This window comes from Actinocrispum wychmicini (genome assembly GCF_004345645.1).
Lineage (GTDB): Bacteria > Actinomycetota > Actinomycetes > Mycobacteriales > Pseudonocardiaceae > Kibdelosporangium > Kibdelosporangium wychmicini.
The window spans coordinates 737,473-752,336 of the sequence record NZ_SLWS01000003.1; the positions used below are offsets into that span (position 1 = coordinate 737,473).

Below are 14,864 nucleotides of genomic sequence, written 5' to 3' on the forward strand. Positions count from 1 at the left end.
CGATGAGTTTCCGTGATCGGTACGGTCAGTAGTGATGACGGCTTGTCCCGGCGGAGGAGTTCACACGTGACCAGCGCAGCCCCTGATGTCGACTTCCAGGCGCAGCTCGCGCCGTTCCGGCCGGAGTTGCTCGCGCACTGCTACCGGATGACGGGGTCGGTGCACGAGGCGGAGGACCTGGTGCAGGAGACGCTGCTGAACGCGTGGCGGGCGCAGGCGTCGTTCGAGGGCCGGTCGACGTTGCGGACCTGGCTGTACCGGATCGCGACGAACACGTGCCTGAACGCGTTGGACAGCCACCGCCGCCGGCCGATGCCGACGGACCTGGGGCCGAGCGCGGACGCGTCGCGTCCGCCGGTCGAGGTGGACGGTGTGCTGTGGGTGGAGCCGATCCCGGACGCGGCCACCGAGGCGTGTTCGCGCGAGAGCGTGCGGCTCGCGTTGATCGCGGCCCTGCAGTATCTGCCGCCCAGGCAGCGGGCGGTGTTGATCCTGCGGGACGTCATGCAGTGGCGTGCGGCCGAGGTCGCGGACGTGTTGGGGATGACCACGGCGGCTGTGAACAGCTCGTTGCAGCGCGCACGCGCCCAGTTGGACGCGGCGTCGCCGGACCGCGACACGATGATGGCTGAGCCGGTCGACGCGAAGCAGCGGGACCTGCTGGACCGGTTCGTGCGGGCGTTCGAGAACCACGACATCGAGGCGATCGTGACGTTGTTCGCCGAGGACGCGGTCATGGAGATGCCGCCGTTCACCAGTTGGTATCGCGGTGCGCGGGAGATCGCGCGGCTGGTCGCGACGTGGTGTCCGGCGACGCGGGCCGGGGATCTGCGGCTGGTGCCGATCGCGGCGAACGGGCAGCCGGGGTTCGCCACGTACATGCGTGACCCGGCGGACGGTGTGTACCGGAAGTTCAAACTGGAGGTGCTCACGCTCGGCGCGGACCGGGTGACGCACGCGGTGTCGTTCTTCGACCTGTCGCTGTTCGAGGCGTTCGGCCTGCCGGCTCAGCTGTAGGTCCGCAGGCCGTTGCGCAGCAGGTCGAACGCGAGGTCGGCTTCGGCGATCGCGCGGGGCGCGAGTTCGTCGGCGGTTTCGCCGGCGATGATCCGGGCTTGGTTCTGCTGCGACAGCGTGACGCGGATGGCGGCGATCTGGACGGCGGCCAGGTGTGCTGCGGCGTGGGCGAGTTCGCCGTCGGGCGCGGTTTCCTGCAGTGCTTGCGCGAGTGCGCGTTCGGAGCGGACGAGAAACCCGGTGAGGGCTGAGCGCAGGGACGGGGTTTCGAGGATCAGCCGGTAGAACGCGACGACGTTCGGGTGGTCGCACAGGCCGGTGATCGCGTCACGCTCGTCCAGCGCGGCACGGAACTGGCGGTGCAACGCGTCCAGCGGCGATTCGTGGTCGGGGCCGGTCCGACCGGGCTGATGCTCGCGGCCGAACTGGCACTGGCCGGGGTCGCGGTGCGGGTGGTGGAACGCCAGGCGGAGCCCAGCGGCCAGTCCCGGGGCGGCGGGGTGAACGCGCGGACCGCCGAGGTGTTCGCGATGCGGGGGCTGATGGCCGACATGGCCGCCCGGTCGATCCGCCGGGAGGTGGTCGGCGCGCACTTCGCGGGCCTGCCGGTCGGGTTGGACGTCCGCCCGTGGCGGACCCGTTATCCCGGTGGCGCGCTGATCCCGCAGGACCGGATCGAGTCGGTCCTGGAGAACCGGCTCGCCGAGCTGGGGGTGACCGTGCGGCGGGCGACGTCCGTCGTCGAGATGGACACGTCCGACGACGGTGTCACGGTCACGCTCGACGACGGCTCGTCGATCCAGGGCCAGTACCTGGTTGCGTGCGACGGCGCGCACAGCACGATCCGGTCGCTCACCGGCGCGGAGTTCCCGGGCCGGCCGGGCACGATGAAGGCGGTCACCGCGGACATCGAACTGACCGCGCGGTCGGTGACCGTGCCGACGACGGTGGAGCACATCAGCCGGCTCGTGAAAGCGGGCGGGGACTACTGGATGATGCTGCACCCGCTGTACGGGCCGGGCGAGGAGAACGGGCTGTACCGGGTGGTGTTCGGCGGCCCGGAACAGCAGACGCTCCCCCGTTCGACGCCGGTCACCGCCGAGGAGGTGTCCCGGGCGTTGGTCGCTGTGCACGGTCCGGACACCCGGATCGGCCGGTTGCGGTGGGGGACGCGGTTCACCGACGCCACCCGGCAGCTGGCCCGGTATCGGCACGGGCGGGTCCTGTTCGCCGGCGACGCCGCCCACATCCACTCGCCGCTCGGCGGGCAGGGCCTCAACCTGGGTGTCCAGGACGCGATGAACCTCGGCTGGAAGCTCGCCGCGCACGTGCACGGCACCGCGCCCGAGGGCCTGCTGGACACGTACCACGATGAACGCCACCCGGTCGCGGCCCGGGTGCTGACGGTCACCCAGGCGCAGCGCGCGGTGATGCCGCCGCGTGATCCGGACGCGGTCGCGTTGCGGGAAATCCTGACCGAGATGGTGCGGTTGCCGGACACGAACCGGTATCTGGCCGGGCTGATGTCCGGTTTGGACATTCGCTATCCGCTCGGGTCGGGCGAACCGTTGGTGGGTGAGCGGATGCCGGACCTGAGCCTGCGCCTGGCGGACGGAACCGTGACCCAGGTGAGCGCGCTGCTGCGGCCCGGCCGTGCGGTGCTGCTGGACCTGGCCGCTGAGGGTCCGGACGTGTCCGGTGTGGACCGGGTGGTGGCCGAGCCGGTCCCGTCCGACATCGGCGTGGAAACCGGTGCGGCGCCAGGGGTCGAGCGGATCCTGATCCGGCCGGACGGCTACGTCTCGTGGGTGGGTTCGGGCGACTCGATGGTGGTGCCCTGGGCCGAGACCAGTCGGCTTCCCGCGAACACGTGGGTGTAGCGGCTGGCGGTGGTGAACGGCGTGCCGTCCGGTCCGGCGAGCTCCATGGCGGTGCGGCCGACGACGATGCCGACGTCCCCGATGTGGCGCACAGTCGCCTCATCGGGGAACGCCGTGATCGCCTGGAACCGGATCGCCCCGGTCGCGACCGCGTCGATCAGCTCGGACTTCGTCACCACCGCCCCGGAGCCGACGGCGACGAGCAGGAAGTCCGGATGCAGCAACGTTTCCAGTTCGGCGGTGTCGGCGGCGGTCAGTGCGGTGAAGAAGCGGGCGTCGTGGGCGAGCAGGTCGGTCATCGGGCCGACGGTAGTGGTTGACGTCGACGGCAGGTCAACGGTGTGCGCGGAAGAACGCCCGAACGTCCGGCACGAACAGGTCGGGGACTTCCAGTGCGGCGAAGTGGCCGCCGCGGTCGAACTCCGACCAGTGGGTGACCGTGTACTGCTGTTCGACCAACGCGCGCACCGCGGGCACTATTTCGTGCGGGAACACCGCGACACCCAGGGGTGCGGTGAACGTGATCGGTTTGCCGCGCAAGGACACGGACTCGTAGTAGAGCCGGGCCGAGGAGTTCGCGGTGCCGGTCAGCCAGTACAGCATCACGTTGGTGAGCAGGTCGTCGACCGCGATGGTGCTGGCCGGGTCGGTCCATTCCCGGAACTTCTCCGCGATCCACGCCAGCTGGCCCACTGGCGAGTCGGCCAGGCCGTAGGCGAGGGTCTGCGGGCGGGTGGACTGCTGGCGCAGGTAGCCGGGCGGGTTGGCGGCGTACCTCCGCATCGCCTCGATCCGGGCCGCGTCCGTCTCGGTCAGATCGGGCAGTTCCGGCAGTTGGCCGGGTGGCAACGGCAGGAAGTTCAGGTGGACGCCGACCACGTGGTCGGGGTGCTGAGCGGCCAGTATCCGGGAGATGCCCGATCCCCAGTCGCCGCCCTGCACGCCGTACCGGTGGTAGCCGAGGCGGGCCATGAGGCTGGCGAAGGCGTCGGCGACGCGGCCCATGTGCCAGCCGGTGTCGGTGGTGGGTCCGGAGAACCCGAACCCGGGGATCGCGGGGATGACCAGGTGGAAGGCGTCGGCGGGGTCGCCGCCGTGCGATCGCGGATCGCTGAGCGGGCCGAGCGTGGCGAGGAACTCCAGGACCGAGCCGGGCCAGCCGTGGGTGAGCAGCAGCGGCAACGCGTCCGGTTCGGGCGAGCGGACGTGCAGGAAGTAGATGTTCTGGCCGTCGATCTCGGTGGTGAACTGGGGTAGCTCGTTGAGGCGTGCCTCGTGGACGCGCCAGTTGTAGCCGGTGCGCCAGTACTCGGCGACCTCTTTGAGGTAGTCCAGCGGCACGCCGTAGTCCCAGCCGACCCCGGCGAGGTGATCCGGCCAGCGGGTGCGGGCGAGCCGGTCGCGCAGGTCGTCGAGGTCGGCTGGGGGGATGTCGATCCGGAAGGGCTCAATGGTCACACTACGACAGTAGTCTCGGCGTCGAGGGCGTTTCCCGCGTTCGTGGCGCGGGAGCGTTCGGCCCAGCGCACCGCGGGCCCGATGACGAGGCTGGTCACCAGGAACACGCCGCCGAGCACGATCCAGCCGGGCATTCCCCAGGCCAGGATGAGCGTGGTCAGCAGCAGTGGCGCGATCACCCGGGCCACCGCGAGGCCGTTGCCGAACAGGCCCTGGTACTGGCCGTGCTTGTCGGGCGGCGCGAGGTCGAAGCTGATCTGCCACGCGCCGGCGGACTGCGCCATCTCCCCCACCGTCTGCAGCAGCGCGGCGACGATCAGGACGGCGGTGGCGACCCACGCGGACAGGCCGATCCCGGTGAGCGCGAACACCACGCACGCGGCCAGCAGCATGACCCCGGCGAACCGGCTGGACCGCGCGGCGGACTTGAGGTCGACGACCTTGCGTGCGACCCGGATCTGGAACAGGACCACGGTGATGGTGTTGATGACGAGCAACGCGGACACCATCCAGCGCGGGGCGTCGGTGCGTTGCACGATCCACAGGGGAATCGCCAGGGTGATGAGCGGAACGTGCAGCAGCATGATCATGTTCAGGAAGGACAGCAGCGCGTACGGCTTGTCCCGCAGCACGGCGAGCTTCGGGCCGGCGGACGGCGTGGACCGGACCTCGGGCAGCGGTCGCAGGATCAGCGCGCACACCAGGAAGCTGACGGCGTCAATGGCGAACACGGCCATGTACGCGGCGGTGACGTCGAAGTACAGCGCGAGCCCGCCGAGCCCGGCGCCCAGGGCGAGGCCGCCGTTCACCGCCGCCTGGATGCCGGCGCGGGCCTCGGTGCGGTGCGCCGGTTCGACCAGGCCGGCGAGCAGTGCCTGCCGGGCGGCGGTGAGGCCGCACTGGCAACTGGTGTACAGGCAGGCGGCCAGGATGAACGCGAGCAGGCCGTGCGTGAACTGGAACACGGTGATCGCGCCGGCGGTGGTCAGCGCCAGCAGCAGGGCCAGCCGGCGCGGGCCGTACCGGTCGGCGAGGTGGCCGAGGGGCACGCCGGCGGTGAAGCCGACCGCCCAGGCGATGGTCAGGCCGAGCCCGACCTGTGTCGCGGACAACCCGACCACCCGGGTGAAGTAGAGCGCGGAGGTCACGTAGAACGCGCCGTCACCGATCGAGTTGGCCAGCTGGGCTGCTGCGAGTCTGCGCATGGCCAGTACGGTATGCGCTACATTGGTCGGTTGTTACAGCCAATTCCTGCCAAGTGAAACAGACCAATGGACATTCATGTCAGCCTCGCCGGCCGCGGTGACCTGTCCGCGCGGATCTACCGGTCGCTGCTGGACGCGATTCTGGATGGCCGGCTGCGACCGGGTGAGCGGCTGCCGCCCACCCGTGAGCTGGCGAAGCGGCTGGAGGTGTCCCGCACCACGGTCACTGACGCGTACGACCGGTTGACCGCCGAGGGCTTCCTGGTCGGCAAGGTCGGCGCGGGCACGTTCGTCAGCACGCAACCGGTCAAACGCGCCGAGCGGCGGGCCGCGCACGGGGAGGCCAAGCCGCGTGCGTTGTGGGACGCGATCCCGGCACCGGTCCGTTCACCCCGGCACGAGTTCGACTTCCGGCTCGGCGTCCCGGACGGGCGGCTGTTCCCGCTGGAGACGTGGCGGCGGTTGGTCGCGCGGGAACTGCGGTCGACGGTTGTCCGGGACGCGGGCTATGTCGACCCAGCGGGGCACGTGCGGCTGCGCGCGGCGATCGCGCGGTATGTGGGTGTGTCGCGTTCGGTGCAGGCGGGCGCGGACGACGTGATCGTCACGCAGGGCGCGCAGCAGGCGTTGGACGTCATCGGCCGGGTCCTGGTGGAGCCCGGTGACTGTGTGGCGATCGAGGAGCCGGGGTACGTGCCCGCGCGGGGGCTGTTCACGTCGTTGGGCGCGCGTGTGGTCGGTGTGCCGGTGGACGGCGAGGGCTTGGATGTGGCGTCGTTGCCGAGCGACGCGCGGCTGGTGTACACGACGCCGTCGCACCAGTTCCCGTTGGGCACGCCGATGTCCCTCGCGCGGCGCACGGCGTTGCTGTCGTGGGCGCACCGGCATGACGCGGTCGTGGTGGAGGACGACTACGACAGCGAGTACCGGTTCTCCGATCGTCCGTTGCAGCCGTTGCAGAGCATCGACCGCGGCGGGCGGGTGGTGTACGTCGGGTCGTTCTCCAAGACGCTGTTGCCGATGCTGCGGACGGGTTTCCTGGTCGCGCCCGCGTCGTTGCTGCCGGCGTTGCGGACCGCGAAGCAGCTCACCGACTGGCACGGCGACGTGATCACGCAGGGCGCGTTGGCGCAGTTCCTGGACGAGGGCCTGCTCGCGCGGCACATCCGCAAGGCCACCCGGGAGTACGCCGCCCGGCACGCGTTGATCGTCTCGACGTTGCGGCGGGATTTCCCGTGGCTGGAGCTGGTGCCGTCGGCCGCCGGCCTGCACCTGTGCGCTCGGTCCACTGTGGACGTCAGGCCGGTGGTCGAGCGGGCCGCCGCGGCCGGGGTCGGGGTGCAGGCGCTGGCGGACTTCTGTGCCGGGCCGCCGCAGCAGGGCCTGGTGATCGGGTACGGCGCGATCCCGGGCGCGAAGATCACCGAGGGGCTCCGCCGGTTACGGGAGACCAATTAGCGCCGATTGGCCTTCGACGAGCAGGGCCGGGGCGTTTACCGTCGCGGTATGCGTATCCGGATCATCGACGCGTTCACCGACCAGCCGTTCCGGGGCAACCCGGCCGCGGTGTGCCTGCTGGACGGCGACACCTGGCCCGACGTGGAGTGGATGCAGCGGCTCGCGGTGGAGATGAACCTGTCCGAAACGGTGTTCGCGCTGCCGAACGTGGACGGCGCGGACTACGGCATCCGGTGGTTCACGCCGGTGCGTGAGGTCACGATGTGCGGGCATGCCACCTTGGCCACCGCGCACGCCCTGCACGTCGACCGTGGCACGCCCGCGACGGTGACGTTCAGCAGCCTCAGCGGGATCCTCACTGTGCAGACCGCCGCGGACGGCACGCTCACGATGGACTTCCCGGCCTCCCCCACCACCGAGATCCCGGTCTACAACGGCCTGGGCGAAGCGTTGGGCTGCGAGATCACCGCCGCGTACACCACCGGCGCCCTGGGTGACCTGCTGACCGTGGCGTCGGACGAGCGGACCGTACGTTCGTTGGCGCCCGATTTCGGCGCGGTGGCGCGGATCGGCCGTGAGCACGATGTCCGGGGGTTCATCGTCACGGCACAGGCTGCCGAGTACGACTTCGTGTCCCGGTTCTTCGCCCCGAACGACGGCATCCCGGAGGACCCGGTGACCGGCAGCGCGCACACCGCGCTGGCGCCGTTCTGGGCGGAGCGGCTCAGCCGCACGACCTTGGTGGGCCTACAGGCCTCCGCGCGCACGGGCGTGGTGCGCACGGAGGTCCGGGGCGACCGGGTGCTGCTCACCGGGACCGCGGTGGTGGTGCTGGACGGCCAGCTTCAGGGCAGTTCCCGGCCGGTGGCCGCGGTGAGGTGAGCGCGCAGCTCGGGATAGGTCTCCGCCCACCTCGCCGCGTCCTGGTCCTCGGTCAACTCCGGTAGCTCCTCCCCGGCGAGCAGCGCGCGGGCGCGGGCGGCGGCGTCGATGACGAGGTAGCGCATCATCGACTCGGGCGGGCCGTTGCGGACTTCCAGGTCGTCGAGCAGTTCCTGTTCGCCGCGGCCGCGGATGAGCAGCAGCACGAACGGGTCCTCGTCGAGCAGCCACGCGACCTGATAGGACAGTGCGGCGGCGTGCCGGCACGGCAGTTCCCAGCCGTCGCAGTCGCATGTCGGTTCCAGGTCGGTCATCGCCGGCAGCAGGGACACGTCCGCGCTCGCCAGTTCGCGCGGCATGTCCCGGTCGAGCAGGGCGGCGATGTACCCGGCCTTGATGGCTATCCAGTCAAGGAGCCGGGCCCAGTCGGCGTCGGTCAACTGTGCGATGTGGACGGTCGTGGTGTGCGGGGTGCGGTCGGCGCCGTACACCGTGGCCGCGATCCGGCCGGGGCTGACCGTGATCGGCCCGACCTGCCCGGCGGTGGCGTACTTGCGGCCGATCCGCAACTGCTGTTCGTCCAGGGCCGCGTCCTCGATCGCGGTGATCCACTCGTTGCCCCACCAGGACCGGGCGAACCTGGCCCGCCGGGTGCTTTTGCCGAACGCGGGGAATCCGCGTGCCTGGGTCATCCTGTCCCCCGCAGTTCGATCAGGTCGGCCAGTTCGGCGTCGGACAGTTCGGTCAGTGCCGTCTCGCTGGTGCCGAGCACGGTGTCGGCGAGGTGTTTCTTGGCGCGCAGCATGTCGGCGATCCGGTCCTCCAGGGTGCCTTCGGCGATCAGCCGGTGCACCTGGACCGGCCGGGTCTGGCCGATCCGGTAGGCGCGGTCGGTGGCCTGGTCCTCCACGGCCGGGTTCCACCAGCGGTCGTAGTGCACGACGTGGTCGGCGCGGGTGAGGTTCAGGCCGGTGCCGGCGGCCTTGAGCGACAGCAGGAACACGGGTGTCGCGCCGTCCTGGAACCGGCGGACCATGTCCTCTCGGGTGGCCACCGGGGTGCCGCCGTGCAGGAGTTGGGTGGGGAGCTCGCGGGTGGCGAGGTGGCGTTGCAGCAACCGGGCCATGGTGACGTACTGGGTGAACACGAGCACCGAGCCGTCCTCGGCGAGGATCGTGTCGAGCAGTTCGTCGAGCAGTTCCAGTTTCCCGGACCGGCCGGCCAGGGTGGGGTTGGCTTCCTTGAGGTACTGGGCGGGGTGGTTGCAGACCTGTTTGAGGCCGGTGAGCAGGGTCATGATCAGGCCGCGGCGGGCCATGCCGCTGCTGGCGCGGATCTCGGCCATGGTCTCCCGGACAAGCGCCGCGTACAGGCCGGTTTGTTCGCGGGTGAGGTCGACCGGGTGGTCGGTCTCGGTCTTCGGCGGCAGTTCGGGGGCGATCCCGGGGTCGGATTTGCGGCGTCGGAGCAGGAACGGCCGGACCAGCGGGCCGAGTTCCGCCGGCGTGTCCGACCAGCGGGTCAGGAATCCGGCCAGCGGGCCGAGCAGGCCGGGGGTGGTCCAGTCCAGGATCGCCCACAGCTCGGCCAGGGAGTTCTCCACCGGGGTGCCGGTCAACGCCACTCGCGCGGTGGACGGGATCGTCCGCAGCGCCCTGGCCGTGCTGGACTGGGGGTTTTTCACGTGTTGGGCCTCGTCGGCGACGACGAGATCCCAGGGCTGCTCGGCCAGCGTGTCCGCGTCGACGCGCATGGTGCCGTACGTGGTGAGCACGAAGCCGTCCAGATCGGCCAGGTCCCGGGCGGTGCCGTGGAAGCGCCGGACCGGGACGCCGGGGGCGAACCGGGTGATCTCGCGTTCCCAGTTGCCCAGCAGCGACGCCGGGCAGACCACGAGGGTCGGGCCACCGCGGCGCAGGTGCAACGCGATGAGGGTGATCGTCTTGCCGAGGCCCATGTCGTCGGCGAGGCAGCCGCCGAGACCCAGTGACGTCATCCGGTCCAGCCAGCGCAGGCCGCGCAGCTGGTAGTCGCGCAGGGTCGCGGCGAGCGCCTCGGGCTGCTCGACGTCCTCTCCGTCGTCCGGGTTCGCGATGCGTTCTTTGAGCGCCGCCAGCCACCCGGTGGACCGGACGGCCACGTAGTCGCCGTCGACCTCGGTGGTTCCGGTCAGCGCCGCGCTGATCGCGTCCATCGTGGACAGTGGTTTGAGGACACGGTCGCGGGCCTTGCGGGCCAGCGCGGGGTCCACCAGGACCCATTGGTCGCGGATCCGCACGAGCGGCCGGTGGGCTTCGGCGAGCAGGTCCAGTTCGGTGTCCGACAGGCGCCGGTCGTTCAGGTCGAACTGCCAGCCCAGGTCGAACGAGGTGGGTTCGCCGCTGATCCGGGCGGTCGCGGTCAGCTCGCGGGCGATCTCGCTCGGCCATGCCACTGGCATCCCGGCCTCGGCCAGCCGGGTCACCGCGCCGCCCAGCAGTTCGGCGATCTCGCCGTCGGACAGGACGAGTTCGCCGGGCACGGCCATGTCCAGGAACCGTTCCAGCGCGGGCCACACCATCGCCGCTCGCCGGACCGCGAGGAACGCGTCGGCATTCCACTCGTCGGTCACGATCCGGGCCTGGAACCGCATCTGTTCGAGGTCCACGGTCACCCGCAACGACACCTGGTCGCGCGGCATGAGCTGCGGCTCCTGCGCCGCGTAGGCTGCGCCGCCGATGACCAGGTGCGCGGCGGGTGTGCGGGGCAGGGTGTCGGCGATGGCGTCGTAGAACTCGCCGGGCAGCCCGTCGACGCGCCACATGTCATAGCCGGCGGGTGAGATCGCCGGCACGAGCTTGCCGTCCGCGATGAGTTCCAGCGCGCGCCGGGTCCGGTCGCGCCACTGTTCGGCACGCAGCAGCGCCGGCAGCGCCCGGGTCACCGAGACCCGGGCGCCGTCGACGAGAAACGTGCTCGAACGCGGCGGATCGGCCGGTTCGAAATCGATCAACTGCTCAACCTCCAGTAGCGGCGAACGGCGAGCGGGAAGAAGATCGCGAGGATCACCACCGGCCACACGAACGCCATCAGCACCGCGTGCTGTGTCACCCAGGAGTCGCCGCCCCAGCCCGGGTTGCCGAACAGTTCCCGGATGGCGGCTACCGTGGACGACAACGGGTTCCAGTCGGCGATGGTTCCCAGCCAGGCCGGCATTGTGCTGGGCGCCACGAACACATTGGCCAGGAACCCGACCGGGAACTCCAGGGTCTGCACCACGGTCGGCGTCTTCACCACCAGGCCCAGGTAGATGCCCAGCCAGACGAACGCGTACCGCACCAGCAACAGCAGCGCGAACGCCAGCGCGGTCTCGCCGACGCTGTTGTTGGGCCGCCACCCGATCGCCAGCCCGCAGCCGACCAGCGCCAGCAGCACGAGTGTCGAGTTGAGCATGTCGGCGAGGCTGCGGCCGAGCAGGACCGCGGAGTTGGACATGGGCATGGACCGGAACCGGTCGGTGACGCCCCGGTCGATGTCCTTGCGCACCGCCTCCATGGTCGCGCCGATCCCGAACAGCATGTTCATCCCGAACATGCCGGGCACCAGGAACTCCCGGTAGTTCCCGCCGCCGGGCACGATCATGGCGCCGCCGAACAGGTAGGCGAACATCAGCGCGATCATGATGGTGAACAGCACCCCGAAGATCACCTGGGTGGGGTCGCGCACCCAGTGGATCAGGTCGCGGCGGGTGATCGTCCACCCGTCGGCGATCGCCCAGCGCAGCGACGTCATGCCGGCACCTCCGTCTTGTCGGTCTTGTCGGCGCTGTCGGCCTTCTCGGTGAGGTGCAGGAAGACCTCGTCCAGGGTGGGCCGGCGCAGCGCGAGGTCGGCCATGTCGACGTGGCCGTCGCGCAGGGCCTGGGCGATCTCGGTGAGCGCCGCGACCCGGTCGGTGACGGGCACGCTGATCAGCAGTTTCTCCTTGTCGATGTCAGCGTGCCGGCCGATGATCCCGCTGGCCCGGTCCAGGTCGGCACTGGTGGACACGAGCACGTCGATCCGGTCCCCGCCGAGCTTGGCCTTCAGCTGGTCCGGGGTGCCCTCGGCGATCACCCGGCCGGCGTCGATCACCGAGATCCGGTCGGCCAACTGGTCGGCCTCGTCCAGGTACTGCGTGGTCAGCAGCACGGACGTGCCCGCGCCGACCATGGCCCGCACGGCGTCCCACACCTCGCTGCGGCCGCGTGGGTCCAGCCCGGTGGTGGGCTCGTCCAGGAACAGCACGGCCGGGGCGAGGATCATCGACGCCGCGATGTCCAGGCGGCGACGCATTCCGCCGGAGTACGTGCGGGCCGCGCGCCCGCCGGCGTCGGTGAGCCCGAACTGGTCGAGTAGTTCGTCCGCGCGGCGCCGGGCGTCGCGCGTGCTCAGGTGGAACAGCCGGCCGAACATCTCCAGGTTCTGGCGGCCGGTCAGGATCTCGTCCACCGCGGTCTGCTGGCCGACCAGGCCGATCTTGCGTTTGACCTGGACCGCCTGGCGGGCCACGTCGAAGCCGGCGACCTCGGCGCGGCCACCGTCGAACCGCAGCAAGGTGGCCAGGATCCGGACCGCGGTGGTCTTGCCCGCGCCGTTCGGGCCGAGCAGCCCGCAGACCGTGCCTTCCGCCACGGTCAGGTCGAACCCGTCGAGAGCCTGGTGGTCGCCGTACCGCTTGCGCAGCCCCTCAGCGGCGACCGCAAGCCTGTTGTGCATCCGTACCCCACTCTGTATTAAAACTTGAATGCCGGATCCGCAGTATGCCCGACTTGTCCGGCCATATGCAAACTTGAATAGCTACCGGTCGAGCTCGGCCCGCAACGCGCCCCAGCTCCCGGGCTTGCCGGGCGACCCGGGTTCGCCGGCCATCGGGTACGCGCCCGAGGTGAGCCGGTCGATCACGCCCTGTGTCCAGGCCAACCCGGATTCCGCCGTGTGCTCCCACAGCGAGAACAGCTCCCACACGTGCGGGGGCCGATCCGGGGAACGGCGCAGCTGCGCGCGGGCGTTGTCCTGGTCGGCCAGCAGCGCCTCACGGCGCTTCTCCAGCAGTTCGATCGCGTCCGCCCGGGACAGCGCCGGCAGCAGGGCCAGGCCGGCGCCGAGCATGTCCGGCCGGGGCTCGGGCCGGCTGATCGCGGTCCGCAGCAGCTTCTGGAACTCCTGCTCGCCCAGTTCGGTGAGCTCGTAGTCGGTGCGGCCGGGCGCGACCCAGTCGTCACGCAGGTGCCCGCTCTTGGTGAGCTGCTTGAGGGCGTGGTAAATCGAGCCCCACTTGACGTTCGCCCACTCGTCGGCGCCCCACGCGAGCAGGTCGCTCCCGATGAGGTACCCGTGGGCGCGCCCGTACCCCCGCACCAGACCGAGCACCAGCAGCCGTGTCGCCGACATACCTGTCGAGCTTAGTGATCGCCCGCGACACGCCTGGTCACCACCCACGTCCGGCCCGGAACAACGTTTCGCGCCGGCTCGGGAGAATAGTGGGCGAAACATCACCGACAACAATGACGTCCGGCCAGGTTCCGCCATTTCCGGGTGTTAAGCCGTTCGGCTGTAGATATGGTCTAGACCGCAAATCTACGGTGGTCTGGACCATGCGTCGCCGGCTGGAGGAGAACCATGTCGAGGAAGAGATGGGGTGCTTCGGTCTTGCTGGCCGGCGCCTTGTCGCTCGTTGCGGGGGCGGTCGCGCCGCCCGCGCAGGCGCACCAGTTCGACCGTGCGCGAACCGTCGGTTATTACACACAGTGGAGCATTTACGCCCGCAATGTTCCGTTGCGTAATCTGGTGGTCAGCGGGGCCGCGGCCAAGCTGACCACGTTGAACTACGCGTTCGGTTTCCTGGACGCGCAGGGCAACTGTGTCAGCGCGGACCCGTGGGCGGACTTCCAGCGTCCGTTCCCCGCCGCGGACAGCGTCAACGGCCAGGCCGACCAGCCCGGCCAGCCGCTGGCCGGCAACCTCAACCAGCTCAGGCTGCTCAAGCAGAAGTTCCCGAAGCTGCGGATCAACATCTCGATCGGCGGCTGGACCGGGTCGAAGTACTTCTCCGACGCCGCGCTCACCCCGCAGTCGCGGGCGGCCAGCGTCAAGTCGTGTCTGGACCAGTGGCTCAAGGGTGACATCGCCGGTCCCGGCGTGGCCGCGGGCATCTTCGACGGGATCGACATCGACTGGGAGTGGCCGGGCAGCGAGGGCAACACCGGCAACGTGATCCGGCCGCAGGACAAGCAGAACTTCACCAAGCTGCTGCTGGAGTACCGCATCCAGCTGTTCCGGCTGGGGCTGCGGACGCACCGGTCCTACGACCTGACCGCGTTCCTGCCGGCCAACCCGGTCAAGCTGGACGCGGGCTTCGAGACGGCCAAGGTGTTCTCGCTGCTGACGTTCGGCACGATCCAGGGCTACGACTTCCACGGCACGTGGGAGCCGACCACCAACCAGCAGTCGGCGCTGCGCTCCCCCGCGGCCGACCCGACCAAGTTGAACTTCAGCGACCAGACCGCGATCGACGCGGTGCTGTCCCGGGGCGCCCCGCGCGACAAGGTCGTGATGGGCGTGCCGTTCTACAGCCACGGCTGGACCGGCGTGACCAACAAGAACGCCGGGCTGTTCCAGCCGTCGACCGGACCGGCCCCGGCCACGTTCGAGGCCGGCACCGAGGACTACAAGGCGTTGAAGGACCTGGTCACGGCCGGGAAGTTCAAGGTGTACCGGGACGAGCGGTCCGGGCACGCGTGGATCTTCGACGGGTCGACGTTCTGGACCTACGACGACCCGGTGGAGATGAAGCGCAAGGCCCGGTTCATCACCGACCGCCGGCTGGGCGGGGCGATGATCTGGTCGCTGGACGGCGACACCGCCAACGGTGAGCTGATCTCCGCTCTGCACAACGGTTTGCGGCACTGATCTGACCAGGAGCCGGGGCGGGTCGGGTCCGCCCC

The 14,864-nt window shown here is 70.3% G+C and carries 14 protein-coding genes; 5 read left to right on the forward strand and 9 right to left on the reverse strand.

The genetic code is table 11. From position 1 onward, the window contains the following. Window positions 1-66 precede the first annotated feature (66 nt). Window positions 67-1,017 (forward strand): sigma-70 family RNA polymerase sigma factor, encoded by a 951-nt coding sequence (locus EV192_RS17345; protein WP_132116411.1) that lies wholly within the window; start codon window positions 67-69, stop codon window positions 1,015-1,017. Here EV192_RS17345 and EV192_RS17350 read toward each other — a convergent pair. Further along, window positions 1,008-1,382 (reverse strand): hypothetical protein, encoded by a 375-nt coding sequence (locus tag EV192_RS17350; RefSeq protein WP_132116413.1) that lies wholly within the window; start codon window positions 1,380-1,382, stop codon window positions 1,008-1,010. The two genes, EV192_RS17345 and EV192_RS17350, sit on opposite strands and share 10 nt — an antisense overlap. Here EV192_RS17350 and EV192_RS17355 point away from each other — a divergent pair. Further along, entirely contained in the window at window positions 1,377-2,897 is a 1,521-nt protein-coding gene (locus EV192_RS17355; protein WP_243726893.1) for an FAD-dependent monooxygenase, read from the forward strand. The genes EV192_RS17350 and EV192_RS17355 overlap by 6 nt on opposite strands. Here EV192_RS17355 and EV192_RS17360 read toward each other — a convergent pair. From EV192_RS17360 to EV192_RS17370, 3 genes are read right to left on the reverse strand one after another with little or no spacing between them, the layout of a single operon-like run. Next, window positions 2,813-3,196: a nuclear transport factor 2 family protein gene (locus EV192_RS17360; RefSeq protein ID WP_132116415.1), complete on the reverse strand. Its 384-nt coding sequence runs from the start codon at window positions 3,194-3,196 to the stop codon at window positions 2,813-2,815. The genes EV192_RS17355 and EV192_RS17360 overlap by 85 nt on opposite strands. A 34-nt stretch (window positions 3,197-3,230) precedes the next feature. After that, on the reverse strand, window positions 3,231-4,355 hold the full coding sequence (locus tag EV192_RS17365; RefSeq protein WP_132116417.1) for an epoxide hydrolase family protein: 1,125 nt from the start codon (window positions 4,353-4,355) through the stop codon (window positions 3,231-3,233). Beyond that, on the reverse strand, window positions 4,352-5,560 hold the full coding sequence (locus EV192_RS17370) for an MFS transporter (protein WP_132116419.1): 1,209 nt from the start codon (window positions 5,558-5,560) through the stop codon (window positions 4,352-4,354). The genes EV192_RS17365 and EV192_RS17370 overlap by 4 nt, the downstream gene beginning before the upstream one ends. Window positions 5,561-5,626: 66 nt before the next feature. Between EV192_RS17370 and pdxR the strand changes: the two genes are divergently transcribed. Together pdxR and EV192_RS17380 are read left to right on the forward strand one after the other, a co-directional pair. Continuing rightward, window positions 5,627-7,018: a MocR-like pyridoxine biosynthesis transcription factor PdxR gene (gene pdxR, locus EV192_RS17375; protein ID WP_132116421.1), complete on the forward strand. Its 1,392-nt coding sequence runs from the start codon at window positions 5,627-5,629 to the stop codon at window positions 7,016-7,018. 48 nt (window positions 7,019-7,066) lie between these two features. Further along, on the forward strand, window positions 7,067-7,900 hold the full coding sequence (locus EV192_RS17380) for a PhzF family phenazine biosynthesis protein (RefSeq protein ID WP_132116423.1): 834 nt from the start codon (window positions 7,067-7,069) through the stop codon (window positions 7,898-7,900). Here EV192_RS17380 and EV192_RS17385 read toward each other — a convergent pair. From EV192_RS17385 to EV192_RS17405, 5 genes are all read right to left on the reverse strand, one after another. Then, window positions 7,864-8,592 (reverse strand): SWIM zinc finger family protein, encoded by a 729-nt coding sequence (locus tag EV192_RS17385; protein ID WP_132116425.1) that lies wholly within the window; start codon window positions 8,590-8,592, stop codon window positions 7,864-7,866. The genes EV192_RS17380 and EV192_RS17385 overlap by 37 nt on opposite strands. Further along, window positions 8,589-10,892, reverse strand: coding sequence for a DEAD/DEAH box helicase (locus EV192_RS17390; RefSeq protein WP_243726894.1), 2,304 nt, complete (start codon window positions 10,890-10,892; stop codon window positions 8,589-8,591). The genes EV192_RS17385 and EV192_RS17390 overlap by 4 nt, the downstream gene beginning before the upstream one ends. Further along, complete coding sequence (locus EV192_RS17395; RefSeq protein ID WP_132116427.1) at window positions 10,889-11,671, reverse strand: ABC transporter permease; 783 nt, start codon at window positions 11,669-11,671, stop codon at window positions 10,889-10,891. Before EV192_RS17395 ends, EV192_RS17390 begins: the two co-directional genes overlap by 4 nt. Continuing rightward, on the reverse strand, window positions 11,668-12,636 hold the full coding sequence (locus EV192_RS17400) for an ATP-binding cassette domain-containing protein (protein ID WP_132116429.1): 969 nt from the start codon (window positions 12,634-12,636) through the stop codon (window positions 11,668-11,670). Before EV192_RS17400 ends, EV192_RS17395 begins: the two co-directional genes overlap by 4 nt. A gap of 81 nt (window positions 12,637-12,717) precedes the next feature. Further along, on the reverse strand, window positions 12,718-13,311 hold the full coding sequence (locus tag EV192_RS17405) for a PadR family transcriptional regulator (RefSeq protein ID WP_132116431.1): 594 nt from the start codon (window positions 13,309-13,311) through the stop codon (window positions 12,718-12,720). A 228-nt stretch (window positions 13,312-13,539) separates the two neighbouring features. On the opposite strand from EV192_RS17405, the gene EV192_RS17410 reads away from it, so the two are divergent. Continuing rightward, on the forward strand, window positions 13,540-14,829 hold the full coding sequence (locus tag EV192_RS17410; RefSeq protein WP_132116433.1) for a glycoside hydrolase family 18 protein: 1,290 nt from the start codon (window positions 13,540-13,542) through the stop codon (window positions 14,827-14,829). The last annotated feature ends 35 nt before the right edge of the window (window positions 14,830-14,864 follow it).